This window comes from Streptomyces sp. Je 1-369, assembly GCF_026810505.1.
Lineage (GTDB): Bacteria > Actinomycetota > Actinomycetes > Streptomycetales > Streptomycetaceae > Streptomyces.
Map to the genome: position 1 here is coordinate 1,724,910 of NZ_CP101750.1, position 13,854 is coordinate 1,738,763.

12 protein-coding genes are annotated in these 13,854 nt (G+C 71.2%); 7 read left to right on the forward strand and 5 right to left on the reverse strand.

Annotated features, from left to right (window positions below):
- Positions 1-56: 56 nt before the first annotated feature.
- Positions 57-557 (forward strand): DUF6314 family protein, encoded by a 501-nt coding sequence (locus NOO62_RS07880; protein ID WP_268770183.1) that lies wholly within the window; start codon positions 57-59, stop codon positions 555-557.
- Here the strand turns inward: NOO62_RS07880 and NOO62_RS07885 are convergent.
- A complete protein-coding gene (locus tag NOO62_RS07885; RefSeq protein ID WP_268770184.1) occupies positions 505-945 on the reverse strand; it encodes a GNAT family N-acetyltransferase in 441 nt (146 codons plus the stop codon). The two genes, NOO62_RS07880 and NOO62_RS07885, sit on opposite strands and share 53 nt — an antisense overlap.
- Positions 946-1,085: 140 nt before the next feature.
- On the opposite strand from NOO62_RS07885, the gene NOO62_RS07890 reads away from it, so the two are divergent.
- A complete protein-coding gene (locus NOO62_RS07890) occupies positions 1,086-5,708 on the forward strand; it encodes a DUF6531 domain-containing protein (protein ID WP_268770185.1) in 4,623 nt (1,540 codons plus the stop codon).
- Positions 5,709-6,152: an SUKH-3 domain-containing protein gene (locus NOO62_RS07895; protein ID WP_268770186.1), complete on the forward strand. Its 444-nt coding sequence runs from the start codon at positions 5,709-5,711 to the stop codon at positions 6,150-6,152. It abuts the gene before it with no gap.
- Between the two features lie 52 nt (positions 6,153-6,204).
- Here NOO62_RS07895 and NOO62_RS07900 read toward each other — a convergent pair whose 3' ends face one another.
- The gene (locus NOO62_RS07900) at positions 6,205-7,647 is read right to left on the reverse strand and encodes a PLP-dependent aminotransferase family protein (protein ID WP_268770187.1); all 1,443 of its coding nucleotides are present in this window, start codon (positions 7,645-7,647) and stop codon (positions 6,205-6,207) included.
- Here NOO62_RS07900 and NOO62_RS07905 point away from each other — a divergent pair.
- The gene (locus NOO62_RS07905; protein ID WP_268770188.1) at positions 7,646-8,596 is read left to right on the forward strand and encodes a DMT family transporter; all 951 of its coding nucleotides are present in this window, start codon (positions 7,646-7,648) and stop codon (positions 8,594-8,596) included. The genes NOO62_RS07900 and NOO62_RS07905 overlap by 2 nt on opposite strands.
- Positions 8,597-8,691: 95 nt before the next feature.
- Positions 8,692-8,886 carry a DUF1918 domain-containing protein gene (locus tag NOO62_RS07910; RefSeq protein WP_268770189.1) on the forward strand — a complete coding sequence of 65 codons (195 nt, stop codon included), beginning with the start codon at positions 8,692-8,694 and terminating at the stop codon, positions 8,884-8,886.
- 10 nt (positions 8,887-8,896) lie between these two features.
- Here the strand turns inward: NOO62_RS07910 and NOO62_RS07915 are convergent, their stop codons facing one another.
- Positions 8,897-10,132 carry a glycoside hydrolase family 10 protein gene (locus NOO62_RS07915; protein ID WP_268770190.1) on the reverse strand — a complete coding sequence of 412 codons (1,236 nt, stop codon included), beginning with the start codon at positions 10,130-10,132 and terminating at the stop codon, positions 8,897-8,899.
- Between the two features lie 188 nt (positions 10,133-10,320).
- Here NOO62_RS07915 and NOO62_RS07920 point away from each other — a divergent pair, with 188 nt between their 5' ends.
- Positions 10,321-11,181, forward strand: coding sequence for a 3-hydroxybutyryl-CoA dehydrogenase (locus NOO62_RS07920; RefSeq protein WP_268770191.1), 861 nt, complete (start codon positions 10,321-10,323; stop codon positions 11,179-11,181).
- Positions 11,182-11,408: 227 nt separating this feature from the next.
- Positions 11,409-11,666 (forward strand): hypothetical protein, encoded by a 258-nt coding sequence (locus NOO62_RS07925; RefSeq protein ID WP_150165797.1) that lies wholly within the window; start codon positions 11,409-11,411, stop codon positions 11,664-11,666.
- On the opposite strand, the gene NOO62_RS07930 is transcribed toward NOO62_RS07925, so the two are convergent.
- Positions 11,667-12,209 (reverse strand): NUDIX hydrolase, encoded by a 543-nt coding sequence (locus NOO62_RS07930; protein WP_268770192.1) that lies wholly within the window; start codon positions 12,207-12,209, stop codon positions 11,667-11,669.
- 121 nt (positions 12,210-12,330) lie between these two features.
- On the reverse strand, positions 12,331-13,680 hold the full coding sequence (locus NOO62_RS07935; protein ID WP_150219668.1) for a transcriptional regulator: 1,350 nt from the start codon (positions 13,678-13,680) through the stop codon (positions 12,331-12,333).
- Positions 13,681-13,854 lie beyond the last annotated feature (174 nt).

Consider the following 13,854-nt stretch of genomic DNA (forward strand, 5'->3'; position numbering starts at 1 on the left):
GACAAGCAGGCAAGCCGCCCCGAACAGGTGCACAAGAAGACAAGTAGCCTGCACGCATGACCGTGCCCCCGCCGTCGGACCTCACGTGCCACGCCGTCCCCGACACCCTCGCCCACCTCGCGGGCGCGTGGGACGTCGAACGCACCGTCCGCGACCTCACGGACGGCTCCGAGGGCCGCTTCACCGGTACGACGCTCTTCGCACCGCTGCCCGCCCCCGACACCGGCGGGCTCCTGCACCACGAGTCCGGCACGTTCACCTGGCACGGCGTGCCGCGCCCCGCCGAGCGCACGCTCCGCTTCCTGCCCGGCGGCGAGCCGGGCACCGCGCGCGTGGAGTTCGCCGACGGCCGCTTCTTCCACGACCTCGACCTGCGCACGGGCCGCTGGACGACGGACCACCCCTGCGTGGACGACCTCTACCGCGGGGAATTCGAGGTGGTGGGCGCGGACCGCTGGCGCAGCCGGTGGCGGGTCGGCGGCCCCGCCAAGGACCTGCTCCTCGTCACGGAGTACCGACGCGCATCATCCACTCCTCGGGCGCCGGAAGCGCCGTGAAGCCGACCTTCTCGTAGACCCCGTGCGCGTCACCCGTGGCGAGCAGTGTCCTGCGCAGCCCGAACGGCTCCAGGTGCGCGCAGACCGCGGTGACGAGCGCGACGCCGAGGCCCTTGCCGCGTACGTCCGGGGAGACGTACACGTCGCAGAGATAGGCGAACGTGGCACGGTCGGTCACCACGCGCGCGTACGCGACCTGCTCGCCCGATGTCTCGTCGTACACACCGAAGTTGAGCGAACCGGCCATCGCCGCGTCGTGCTTCTCGCGAGGGCGTCCGAGGGCCCAGTACGCGTCGGTGGAGAGCCAGTGGTGCACACGGGCGACGTCGATGCGGGCGGCGTCGGTGGATATCTCGTAGCCGTCGGGGAGCGCGGTGCTTTCGGTCATGAGGGCGAGCCTCGCAGCGCCACTCGGCACAGTCGACCCTATTTCACCTGGTGGGACGGCCACTGAAGGGGACTTGACGAGCGCGACCTAGTACATTCGCTTCCGCACACGAACAGTGAAGCAAGTATCGGGGGAAGCACATGGGGGGCCACCGACCGTCGGATTGGCATGTCCTTGATCTGGAGAAGGATCCGACGCCGGGTGATCCGCACCGGGTGCGGTCGCTGGCCAAGAACCTGCACGATTTCGCCGACGACGTCGGCAAGGTTCTCCGCGACATCAAGGGGATGGCGGGCGACGAGGCCATCCTGAAGTGGGTGGGCAAGACCGCCGACGCGTTCACCGAGAAGTTCGAGGACGCCCCCGACAAGCTCAAGAAGCTCAAGAAGAGCTACGAGATGGCGGGCGACGCGCTGTCCGCGTACTGGCCCGAGCTGGAGCGCGCCCAGTCCCTGGCCGACAAGGCACTGGTCAAGGGCCGCGAGGCTCAGGCCGACCTCAGCAGCGCCAAGACCCGTCTCACCTCCGCCGATTCCTGGGTGGACAAGGCCGGCAAGGAAGCCGACAAGTACAAGGACAAGCCCGGCGGCGGCAAGGACGTGCCCAAACCGGACGAGGACAAGGTCAAGGCCGCCACCCGCAACGCCCACTCCGCCGAGAAGGCCCAGAAGTCCGCCCAAGGTGACGTCGACTCCGCCCAGAGCGCCCTGGAAGCGGCGAAGAAGATGGCCGCCGACGCGCGCAAGATGCGCGAGGAGGCCGCGGGCACCGCGAAGAAGAAGATCGACGAAGCGTCCGACGCGGGCATCCAGAACCGCAAGTGGTGGGAGGAGGTCGGCGACTGGGTCTCCGACAACTGGGACACCATCGTCGAGGTCTGCAAGGTCGTCGTCGCCGTCGTCGGCATCATCGCGATGATCATCGGCGGACCCATCCTCGCCGCCATCGTCATCGTCGCGGGCGCCATCGTCCTGGCCGACACCTTGAGCAAATATGCGAAAGGCCAAGCCACCCTCATGGACGTGGCCTTCGCCGCCATGGACTGCGTACCGGGCGGCAAAGGCATCACCACCGCCGCCAAACTCGCCAAGGGCGTCAAGAGCGGCCTCAAGGCGATGGCCAAGGGCCTGGGCAAGGGCGGCCTGCGCAAGGGCGCCGATGACGCGGCGGGCGCGGGCAAGAAGGCCGCCTCCCGGTGCAAGAACGGCGACCCGATCGACATGGTCTCCGGCGAGATGCTCATGGAGGCGACCGACGTCGAGCTCCCGGGGCTGCTGCCCCTGGTCCTTCGGCGCACCCATCTGTCGACGTACGGGTGGGGCCGGTGGTTCGGTCCGTCCTGGTCCTCGACCCTCGACGAGAGGCTCGAACTGGACGACGAGGGCGTCGTGTTCGCCGCAGAGGACGGCATGATCCTCCTCTACCCGGTGCCTCTCCCCGGTGCCTCGGTCATGCCCCTGGAAGGGCCGCGATGGCCCCTGGACTGGGACGGCTCCCCCGGCGCCCCCATCCGCATCTCGGATCCGCGGACGGGCACGGTCCGGCACTTCGCCCCGCTGGGCGCGCCCGGCCCGGACGACACCGCCTTCGTCATGCCCTTGGCGGCGATATCGGACCTCACCGGCAAGCGCGTCGACTTCGACCGCGACGAGCACGGGACCCCGACGGCCGTACGGGATTCCGCCGGGCGGCACCTCCACGTCGACACGGACGGGGACCGCGTCGTCCGCCTTCGCCTGGCCGACGAGTCGGTGGGCCCCGAGGGCGCCACCCTGCTGTCCTACGGCTACAGCGACGACAGCCGGCGCAACCTCACCGAGGTCCGCGACTCCGGCGGCGCGCCCCTGAAGCTCACCTACGACGCCCGCGACCGCATCACGTCCTGGACGGACCGCAACGGCGGCCGGTACCGCTTCACATACGACGACCAGGACCGCTGCATCAGGGGCGAGGGCAGCGAGGGCCGCCTCTCCTGCACCGTCGCGTACGACACCGACCACCGCGAGACCCGCTACACGGACTCGCTCGGCCGCACGACCGTCTACCGGCACAACGAGCTGCGTCAGCTCGTGTCCGTGACGGACCCGCTCGGGCACACCACGCACTCGGAATGGGACCGGTACGACCGGTTGCTCTCCCGCACGGACGCGCTCGGCCGGACGACCCGTTACCGCTACGACGGGAACGGCGTTCCGACGCACGTCGTGCGCCCCGACGGGCTGCGGAGCGTCGCGGAGCTCGACGAGCACGGCAGGCCCGTGACGCTCACCGAGCCCGACGGCGCCGTGTGGCGCACGGAGTACGACTCCGCGGGCCGTCTCACGGCGGAGACCGACCCGACCGGCGCTCGCGTCTCCTACGGGTACGGCGAGACCGGCGGCATCTCCACGATCACCGATGCCTCGGGCCGCGCCACCCTGTTGGAGACCGACGCCGCCGGTCTGCCCGTCGCGACGACCGACGCCGAGGGCGCGACGACGCGGTACCAGCGGGACGCTTTCGGGCGGCTCGTCGCGCAGACGGGTCCGGACGGCTCCCGCACCACCTTCGCGTGGACACCGGAGGGCAGGCCGGTCCGGCGCACCCTGCCCGACGGAAGCACGGAACACTGGAGCCATGACGGCGAGGGCAACCTCGTCGAGCACGTGGACACCGTCGGCCGCGTGACGCGCTTCGAGTACGGCGCGTTCGATCTGCTGGAGAAGCGGATCGACCCGGACGGATCCTGCCTGCGCTTCGCCTACGACGGCGAACTGCGCGTCACCTCGGTGACGAATCAACTCGGCGCCACCTGGAGCTACTTCTACGACGCCGCCGGCCGGCTCACCCACGAGCAGGACTTCGAGGGGCGCACGCGGAGCTACCGCCACGACGCCGTCGGACAACTCGTCGAGCAGACGAACGGTGCGGGCGAAACCACCGAGTACGTGCGCGACCTGCTCGGCAAGGTCCTGGAACAGCGGACCCCCGAGGGCATCACCAGCTACGAGTACGACGCGGTGGGCAACCTCAGAGTCGTGCGCGGCAACGGCACGGAGGTCTCGTACGAACGCGACGCCCTCGGCCGGGTCCTCGCCGAGACGTGCGACGGCGCGACCGTGCGCTCGGCCTACGACGAGCTGGGCAGGCGCACGCGCCGGGTGACGCCGTCGAACGCGGAGAGCCACTGGGAGTACGACGGCCGCGACCGGCCCGTCCTGCTGCGGACGGCGGGCCGGGCGGTCACCTTCGGCTACGACGAGGCGGGCCGCGAGACCGAGCGCCGGGCCGGGGCGACGGTGCTCAGCCAGAGCTGGGACTCGAACGGCAGGCTGAGCTCCCAGACGGTGACCGCCGGCATCGCGCCGACGGCGCCCGCACGGCACAGGGTGCAGGAGCGGACGTACCGCTACCGGCCGGACGGTACGGTCCGGGCGATCCACGACCTGGTCAACGGGGACCGGACCGTCGACGTCGACGGCACCGGCCGGGTCACCGGCGTGCGGGCGGACACCTGGTCGGAACGGTATGCGTACGACGCGGCGGGGAACGTCGTGTCGGCCGAGTGGCCGGCGGCCGAGGCCCCCGCGTCGTCCACGCCGTCCCGGAGCTCTCTCGGCGACCCGGGCGGACGGCCCGGAGGCGTGCGGTACGACTTCGACGCCCAGGGCCGTGTGGTGCGGCGGCGCAAGAAGCGTCTCTCGCGCAAGGCCGACGTCTGGCACTACACGTGGGACAGCCAGGACCGCCTCGTCGGCGTGGTCACGCCGGACGGGGAGAAATGGGCGTACCGGTACGACCCGTTCGGCCGCCGTACCGCGAAGCGGCGGCTCGCGGCCGACGGCGAGACAGTCGTGGCGGAGGTGCGGTTCGCCTGGGACGGCTTCGTGCTCGCGGAGCAGATCGAGCGGTCCGGCGACGAACCGCTCCGGTGCACGACGTGGGACTGGGAGAGGGACCGCTTCAGCCCGGTCACGCAGACCGAGCGTGTCGCCGCGCCACGGGACGGCCGCGACGCGGAGCAGGAGTGGGTCGACGAGCAGTTCTACTCGATCGTCACGGACGTGGTCGGCGCGCCCGCGGAACTGTTCGACGAGGACGGCGGTCTCGCGTGGCGCGCGCGGACCACCGTCTGGGGCGCCCCGCTGGACGAGGAGGCTTCCGATGACCGCGCCCGCTGCCCCCTCCGGCTTCCCGGCCAGTACCACGACCCCGAGTCGGCGCTGCACTACAACTACCAGCGTCACTACGATCCGGAGACGGGCCGGTACGTATCCCTGGACCCGCTCGATCTCGCCCCTGGCCCGAACCCGCGCGCGTACGCGTCGAACCCCTTCACCGGGGTGGACCCGCTGGGTCTCGCGCCGGACTGCGAGCGTGCCCTCCAGGCCGCCCGCGACCGGGCCGACCTCGAACAGGCCAGGCCCGGCGCCAGCAAGCAGACGAGGCCGACGAGCACGGCGGGGCTCACCGTGCCGGGGCACCAGGGGACCTTCAGCGGCGCCAGCATCAAGGGCGGCGGCGACCACAACCTGCACCCGGACGTGCGGGCCGCCTACGACAGGGTGCCGATGGAGCTGCGCCCGACGGGGAACCAGCACGGCCGGTGCGGCGAGGCGGAGGCCCTGTCGAACGCCATGCACGCCGGGCACGACCCGAGGGGTGGGGTGAGCGCCGCGGTGGACGTACGCGCGGCGGGTAATCCCAAACACGGCGTGCCCAAGGCGCCTTGTTCGTCATGTCAGCATGTGCTCGACCAATTCGGAATCACGGCGGTGACCTAGATGAGTACAGAACCCTGCGGGCGTTGGTCGGAGGAGTCCGACCGTGTGTTGCGGGCGGCCGGGTGGCATCCCGGGCGGTCCGTGCCGACGGCCGAGTGGGAGCGCGTCCTGCACGAGCACGGCGGCTTCGAGATGCATGAGGCGGCACGGCTCTTCCTCGCCGAGTTCGGCGGTCTGGCGAGCGAGGAGCGGGGCCCTGGGCGGACGATGGCCCGCATGGGCTTTCGGCTCGACCCCCTCGCGGCGGAATGGGACGACGAGATCTTCGACGTGCTCAGCGAGGAAGCCGGTGCGTACCTGTATCCCGTCGGCGAGGCCGATCGTCGCAACACCTACCTGGGGATCGCGCCGGACGGCAAGGTCTACGCCGGGATGGACAGCGTCACCCTGCTCGCCGACACCGGCGACGAGGCCCTGGAGAAGCTCATCGAGGGAATCCGGTGAAGAGGTGTGACGGCGTGACGGCTTGAAGGCGTAAGAACGTGAAGGCGGGCGGTCAGCGGAGGTTCAGCACCTCGTCGCAGGCCGCGCGCAGCCGTCGTACTCCCTCCGTGATCTCCCCCACCCCCGGCACCGCCGCGAAGCTCAGCCGGACGTGTGCTGCCGGGGGTTCGGCCGCGAAGTACGGGCGGCCCGGCGCCACGGCCACGCCCGCGCGCAGTGCCGCGGAGGCGAACGCGGCCTCGTCGGCGCCGTCGGGCAGCCGTACCCACAGGTGGTAGCCGCCCGCCGGGATGTGCTCCACCGTGAGTTCGGGCAGCCGTAGCCGCAGCGCCGCCGACATGGCGTCCCTGCGCCCCTTCAACTCGCCCGCGACCGCCCGCAGATGGCGTGGCCAGGCCGGTGAGCCCACCAGTTCGAGCGCCGCTTCCTGAAGGGGCCGCGGCACGAAGAAGTGGTCGACGACCTGGATGGCGCGGAGCCTTTCGAGGACCGGGCCGCGGGCCGCGAGCGCGCTGACGCGGAAGCTCGGCGAGGTGGCCTTGGTGAGCGAACAGACGTGGACGACGACGCCGTCGGGGTCGTCGGACGAGAGCGGGCGCGGCAGCGGGCCCGCGTCCTCGTGGACGAGGCGGCGCACGAAGTCGTCCTCGATGACGAACGCGCCCGCCTCGCGGGCGATCCGCAGGACCTCGGGGCGGCGCTCGGCGGAGAGCACGGCGCCGGTCGGGTTCTGGAACAGCGGCTGGCAGACGAAGACCCGGGCGCCGGTCGCCCGGAACGCTGCCTCCAGAAGTTGGGGCCGCACCCCGTCCGTGTCGACGGGCACGGGGACAGGACGCAGCCCCGCCGCCCGTGCGATGGCGAGCATGCCGGGATACGTGGGGGACTCGACGAGGACCGGCGCCCCGGGCGGGGCGAGCGCTCGCAGTGCCGTCGTCAGGGCGCTCTGGCCACCTGCCGTGATCAGTACCTCGGCGGCCGTGACGGCCCCGCCGATCCCTCGCGCGAACCATTCGCGCAGCTCGGGCAGTCCGTCGACGGGCGGCCTCCCCCACGCGCCCGGCCGCCGTCCCGCGCGGGCGAGGGCCGCTGCCATCGCCTGCCCGGGCTGTAGCGCGGGGTCGAGGTAGCCGCCGTTGAACTCGATGACGCCCGGCGGCGGGGCGGCGAGCGTGGCGAGGACCCCGGTCGCGTCGACCGAGCGCGGCACGAGCTCCGTGGCGGCGTCGGCGCTCAGCGTCACCTCCTGCCACGAGGTGTCCCCGGCAGGGGCGGCGGGCGCCGTCGGCTCGGCGCGGAAGACGCCCGCACCGGGGCGGGTGACGACGAGCCCTTCGGCGGCGAGCTGCGCGAGGGCCCTCGACACGGTCACGGGGCTCACTCTGAACCGTTCCACGATCGCCCGGCTCGACGGCAGCTTTCCACCCGGTGAGTAGCGGTCCAGCTCGTTCCGCAGCCGTTTCGCCAGATCGCCCACACTGCTACTGTCATGCATGACAGCACAGGATAGCGCTACTCGACCGTCCCGGATAGCGGTTCCCGCCCCCGGCCGAGAGCCCCGAGAACCGGCACCCGCTCCGGCGGGGACGCACCGCACCGGCACCCTGATGGCCGCCCTCGGCGTCATCGCTTTCTCCCTCACGTTCCCCTCCACCGCCTGGGGCCTCGAAGGCATCGGCCCGTGGAGCTTCGTGACCCTGCGCGGGGCGCTCAGCGCGCTCGTCGCGGGCGGCTGTCTGCTCGCGCTGCGCGTCGCGGTCCCCGACCGCCGCCACTGGGCGGGCCTCGCGGTGGTCGGCGCCGGGGTCGTCGTCGGCTTCCCGCTGCTCACCACGCTCGCCCTGCAGACCTCCACGACCGCGCACGCGGCCGTGGTCGTCGGCCTGCTCCCCCTCACGACCGCCGTCTTCTCGGTGCTGCGCAACGGCGCGCGCCCGTCGCGCGCCTTCTGGGCGGCGGCGCTCGCCGGGGCCGCGGCCGTCATCGCGTTCACCGTGCAACAGAGCGGCGGTGCCCTCACCACCGCCGACCTGTACCTCTTCGGCGCGCTGCTGATCTGTGCGGCCGGCTACACCGAGGGCGGCCGCCTGGCCCGCGAGATGCCCGGCTGGCAGGTCATCGGCTGGGCGCTGATCCTCTGCCTGCCGCTCAACCTCCTGGGCGCGGCCCTGGCCCTGCCCCACGAGTCCTTCCAGCTGACCGGGCACAGCACGGCGGGGCTGCTGTACGCGGCGCTCGGCTCGCAGTTCCTCGGCCTGGTCGTCTGGTACCGGGGCATGGCGGCCATCGGCGTCCCCAAGGCCAGCCAGCTCCAGCTCGCCCAGCCGCTCCTCACGCTGGTGTGGTCGGTGTTCCTGCTCGGCGAGCACCTCACTGTCGCCGCACCCCTCACGGCGGCCGCGGTCCTCGTCTGCATCGCGGTCACCCAACGCTCCCGCGGCTGACGGGCGTAGCGCCCGACAGGTCCCAACTCCCGCCACTCGTCGTACACTTGCCGCCACGGATCGCGACCGCAGAGCGGGATGAGGGGGCACTTCAGATGCGTGCAACCGTAGGCGACGAGCTGGTGGTGCACGGCAGGATCGTCGGGCAGCACGACCGGGTCGCGCAGGTCGTCGAGGTGCTGGGGGCGAACGGCGGTCCGCCGTACCGCGTCCGCTTCGAGGACGGCCACGAGACCGTGATGTCGCCGGGCCCCGACACCGTCGTACGGCATCAGGACCCGGCTCCCTGACGTACGAGGATCAGCGCGGCGGCTTCGCCGGCTTCTGGTAGTGGTCGGCGACCACCCGCGCCATCGCGCCGATCTTGTCGACGCCGACCTCCTTCGCCGAGAAGTAGACGTGCCCGCGCACCCCGTGGAAGCCCTCGGCGTACGTGAGGTGCCGGGACAGCTCCGCGGGGTCCTGCCAGGCGGCGGGCTGCGCCGGGTCGCCCGCCTTGTACAGGGCCTCGCCGATGTAGAGGTGCACGCCCGTGCCGCGCACGACGTCGTTCCACCACGGGATGAGCTTCGCGTAGTCCGCGGCGGGGAAGCCGATGTTCCAGTACACCTGCGGGACGATGTAGTCGATCCAGCCCTTCTTCACCCAGCCGCGGGTGTCCGCGTACAGATCGTCGTAGGTCTGCACGCCCGCCCGGGTGTCCGAGCCCGTCGGGTCGGTGGCGATGTTGCGCCAGACCGCGAAGGGGCTGATCCCGAACTGTGTCCGCGCCCGCGCCTTCTTCACCCGCCGGGCCATCTCGCGCACGAGCCGGTCGATGTTGTCCCGTCGCCACGACGCCCGGTCGGGGAAGCCGCCGCCGTACCGCTCGAAGGCGTCGTCGTCGTCGAAGACCTGGCCCGCGACGGGATACGGGTAGAAGTAGTCGTCCCAGTGCACCGCGTCGATCGGATAGCGGCGCACGGCGTCGAGCATCGCGTCCTGCACGAAGCGCCGCACCGCGGGCAGCCCCGGGTTGTAGTACAGCTTCCCGCCGTACGGCACGACCCAGTCGGGGTGCACCCGCGCGGGGTGCGTGGCCACCAGACGGGACGGGTCGGTGTGGTTGGCGATCCGGAACGGGTTGAACCACGCGTGCAGCTCCAGGCCCCTGCGGTGCGCCTCGTGCACGGCGGTGCCCAGCGGGTCCCAGCCCGGGTCCTTGCCCTGGACGCCGGTCAGGTACTCCGACCACGGCTCGTAGGGCGACGGCCACAGGGCGTCCGCGGTGGGACGCACCTGGAAGACCACCGCATTGAGTCTGCGGTTCACGGCCGAGTCCAGATAGGCCAGCAACTCGCTGCGCTGCTGCGCCGCCGGGAGGCCCGGCTTGGACGGCCAGTCACGGTTGACGACGCTCGCCAGCCACATGCCGCGCAGTTCGCGGCCGTCCTTCGGGCGCCGGCCGGACGCGGCGACCGCGTCCCCCGCCGTCGCAAGTCCGGCCACCGTCGCGACGGCCACCACGGAGAAACCCCGACGTGACATACGCCTCATCTGCATGCCCCCTGAGCTCGCTGTGCACCGACATCCCTTGCCGGTGGGGCACAGCATGCCCGACCCGGCCCGTCATGGCGCCCTCATTGCGGAGTAACGTTCACGGCCGAGGCAGGCACACCGAATCCATATACGGGGGGGTCCTGCCGGTCCCGTTGATCAGCGAAAGGCACGAGGTGACCGACTCCATGACCGATATCGCACGCGTCGGAGTGGTGGGCTGTGGCCAGATGGGCGCCGGAATCGCAGAGGTCTGCGCCCGCTCCGGACTGGACGTGAAGGTCGCGGAGACCACCGGCGAAGCCCTGGAGATCGGCCGTACGCGGCTGTACAACTCCCTCTCCAAGGCGGCCGAGCGCGGCAAGATCTCCGAGGAGGAGCGCGACGCGACCCTGGCCCGCCTGAGCTTCACCACCGACCTCGGCGAGTTCTCCGACCGTGACCTGGTCATCGAGGCCGTCGTCGAGAACGAGCAGGTCAAGACCGAGATCTTCCAGGTGCTCGACCAGGTGGTGACCCGGCAGGACGCGATCCTCGCCTCCAACACCTCCTCCATTCCGCTGGTGAAGCTGGCCGTCGCGACCTCGCGTCCCGACCAGGTCATCGGCATCCACTTCTTCAACCCGGCGCCGGTGCAGCAGCTCGTCGAGCTCATCCCCGCGCTCACCACGTCCGAGGGCACCATCAGCCGGGCGCAGGCCGTGGTCGAGAAGATCCTCGGCAAGCACGCGATCCGCGCCCAGGACCGCTCGGGCTTCGTGGTGAACGCCCTGCTCATCCCGTACCTGCTCTCCGCCATCCGGATGTTCGAGTCGGGCATCGCGAGCCGCGAGGACATCGACAACGGCATGGAGATGGGCTGCGCCCACCCGATGGGCCCGCTCAAGCTCTCCGACCTGATCGGCCTGGACACGGTCGCCTCGGTCGCCGACTCGATGTACACCGAGTACAAGGAGCCGCTGTACGCCGCTCCCCCGCTGCTGCAGCGGATGGTGGACGCGGGCCGCCTCGGCCGGAAGTCCGGCTCGGGTTTCTACACGTACGCCTGACGCCCCGTACGCCATGCGGCGTAGGCGGGGATCACTCCCCGTACGAACACTCTCTGTACCCATCGGGCCCGGCACTCCGTTCGAGTGCCGGGCCCGCGGCGTTCACACAGGGTGTGCGCGGCGGGCCCGCATATGCCCCTCGCGCACTCTCCCGTCCTGCCCACCAGGCGGGTTGACTGCCTGTGCGGATGAAGGGGGGACGCGCCACTACAGAGAGGAGTGGACTCGTGACCATCGACGGCGAGAGTGCCGTGGTCCCGGAAGAACTCGCTGAGTTACGCCGAAGCCTGGAGGTGGGCCTGGCCCGCGTCGACGGACGGCTCGCGTTACTCAGTCAGCACGACGAACAGACCGCCAAGAACGTGGAGACCATGGAGGCCCGGGTCGCCGCGCTGGAGAACACACGCTGGCCGCTGCCCACGATCGTCGCTCTCGCGGCGGTCGCGGCAATCGCGGTGTCGGTCTGGCAGGCACTCGGCCATTAGCTAGCGCGCGTCCTGGCCGAGGCGCAGATGGTGCAGGAGGAGGAGCGCCGCGGCCATGTTGGCGGCCGGGACCTCCCCACGGGACACCATGTCGGGAACCAGTTTGAGCGGGACCCACTCCCGGCGGTCCGACTCGAAGTCGTCCTCGGGATGACCGATGTACGTCCCTTCGTCGGACCAGTAGATGTGGTGCCTCGCGTCAGTGAGCCCGTTGGACGGCTCGACGCTCATGAGGTGCCGCAGCGGGCCCGGTCGCCACCCGGTCTCCTCCTCCATTTCGCGTGCCGCGGCGTACGCGATGTCCTCGCCGTCCTCGACGACGCCTGCCGCGAGTTCCCAGCCCCAGCTGTCGGTGATGAAGCGGTGCCGCCACAGCAGGAGCACTTCGTTGGCGTCGTTGACGACGGTGGCCACGGCGACGGGCCGCAGCCGTATGAGGAAGTGGTCGAGATGCCGGCCGTCGGGCAGCTCGACATCTGCGAGATTGACGGTGAACCACCGGTTTTCATACACAGTTTGTTCGCTCTGTTTCGTCCACTGCACGGTTCTGCCACCTTCCGATCGGTAGATGGCAATATCGCAGCAGACAAAACTCATGAGCAGCGTGTGTGCACCCCTGAACGGCGTGTGCGCACGATGTCGGACCGGCGGCGCCCGGTGCGCGTCACAGGGGTACGCGCAGCGCGCCCGCGATGAGTTCGGCAGCCTCGGCCGTCCCGGCGCAGTCGCTGCGGACCAGGTGCTCGCGTACCGCGCGCAGCCGGTCACGCAGCCGCTGGGACTCCATTCCCCGGGCCTGTTCAGCCATTTCCACGGCCGTGACCACCGCCTCGTCGGTGTTGCCCTGGCGCAGTTCGATCTGGCTGAGCATGGCCAGGCGGTGCACCCGCCCGCGGTCGTGCGCCGGAGTGTCCACGGCCGCCGCGGCGTGCTCCCGGGCGCTGGCGAGATCACCCAGGCTGAGCAGCGCCTCCGCCACTTGCACGTTGACCAGGCCGGGCTGGACATAGCCCGTCTCGTCCGGCTCGCGACCACGCAGGATCCGATCGGCCGCCGCCTCGGCACGCCGGATGCAGGACAGCGCGCTCCTGCCGTCGCCCAGGTGCGCGTACGCCTTGGCCTGCATCGCGTACAGGTCGGAGGCGAGGGCCGGGGTGAGGTCGCGCCCCGCGGCGCGCAGCGCGGCCTCCGCGAACGCCACCGCCTGGCGGTACTCGCGCATGAACAGCGACTGGTTGACGAGGAGCGCGATCACATACGCGCCGAGTCCGGTGTCGCCGCTCGCCTTGGAGAGGCGCAGCGCCTGGTGGAAGTAGCGCTGGGCGAGGCCGTGCGCGTCGGAGTCGTAGGCGCAGATTCCGGCGATGGCGACCAACCCGCCCGTGGAGCGGTGCAGTTGGCGGCCCATCTCGTCGGTGTAGCTGCCGCGCAGCAGGGGCGCTGCCTCGGCGTTGAGGAAGCCGACGATGCGGGAGCGGGTCGCGATGCCGCCGGTCTTGCGGTACATCTGCTCGTAGTGGGCGCGGGCGGCGCGCATCATCTCGATGTCGGCCGTGCTCACCGGGTGCCGTCCACCGCGTGACACGTCGACGTCCTCGGGCGGGTTCTCCCACTCCCAGACCGGCATCACGGCGGGCGTGCCGGTGACGGCGGGCGCCCCGAGCAGGTGCGGGCGCTGCTGTTCGTCCGAACGCCACAGCGCGGTGGCCCGTTCCACGAAGCCGGAGAGGGTGGACGCGGCCGTCCCGGACCGGGCGGCGGGGACGCCGGGCAGCCCGAGTCCGATGTCGTCCAGGGTGACGGGGCGGTGCAGGCGGGCGGCGAGGACTTCGCAGATCAGGTCCGGCACCTGGCCGCGCGGCCGCTGGCCCTTCAACCAGCGTGAGACGGCCGTGTGTTCGTAGCGGAGCGCGAGTCCTCTGGCCCTTCCGGCCTGGTTCACGTGTGCGGCGAGTCCCGCGTGGGAGATGCCGGCTTCGTCGAGGATCGCGTCGAGCAGGGTGTTGGGCTGCATGGATGCCCTCCGGAGGCTCAGTGCTGTTCAGATTAATGGAGGCCCCTTCACACGGGGTGTGAACGGAGTGCCCGAATCCGGGGGGTGTGCGCTCTGCCGCATGGGGTGTGGGATCGCTTGACTGAGATGCCTCATCAGTTAAGGAGGCCGGCCGGGCCGCCGGGCTCCCCCCTC

Excerpts from the sequence above, each read along its gene's own strand:
- NOO62_RS07880 (WP_268770183.1), top strand. The coding sequence starts at position 57 with ATGACCGTGCCCCCGCCGTCGGACCTCACGTGCCACGCCGTCCCCGAC.
- NOO62_RS07885 (WP_268770184.1), bottom strand. The coding sequence starts at position 945 with ATGACCGAAAGCACCGCGCTCCCCGACGGCTACGAGATATCCACCGAC.
- NOO62_RS07890 (WP_268770185.1), top strand. The coding sequence starts at position 1,086 with ATGGGGGGCCACCGACCGTCGGATTGGCATGTCCTTGATCTGGAGAAG.
- NOO62_RS07895 (WP_268770186.1), top strand. The coding sequence starts at position 5,709 with ATGAGTACAGAACCCTGCGGGCGTTGGTCGGAGGAGTCCGACCGTGTG.
- NOO62_RS07905 (WP_268770188.1), top strand. The coding sequence starts at position 7,646 with ATGACAGCACAGGATAGCGCTACTCGACCGTCCCGGATAGCGGTTCCC.
- NOO62_RS07900 (WP_268770187.1), bottom strand. The coding sequence starts at position 7,647 with ATGCATGACAGTAGCAGTGTGGGCGATCTGGCGAAACGGCTGCGGAAC.
- NOO62_RS07910 (WP_268770189.1), top strand. The coding sequence starts at position 8,692 with ATGCGTGCAACCGTAGGCGACGAGCTGGTGGTGCACGGCAGGATCGTC.
- NOO62_RS07915 (WP_268770190.1), bottom strand. The coding sequence starts at position 10,132 with ATGAGGCGTATGTCACGTCGGGGTTTCTCCGTGGTGGCCGTCGCGACG.
- NOO62_RS07920 (WP_268770191.1), top strand. The coding sequence starts at position 10,321 with ATGACCGATATCGCACGCGTCGGAGTGGTGGGCTGTGGCCAGATGGGC.
- NOO62_RS07935 (WP_150219668.1), bottom strand. The coding sequence starts at position 13,680 with ATGCAGCCCAACACCCTGCTCGACGCGATCCTCGACGAAGCCGGCATC.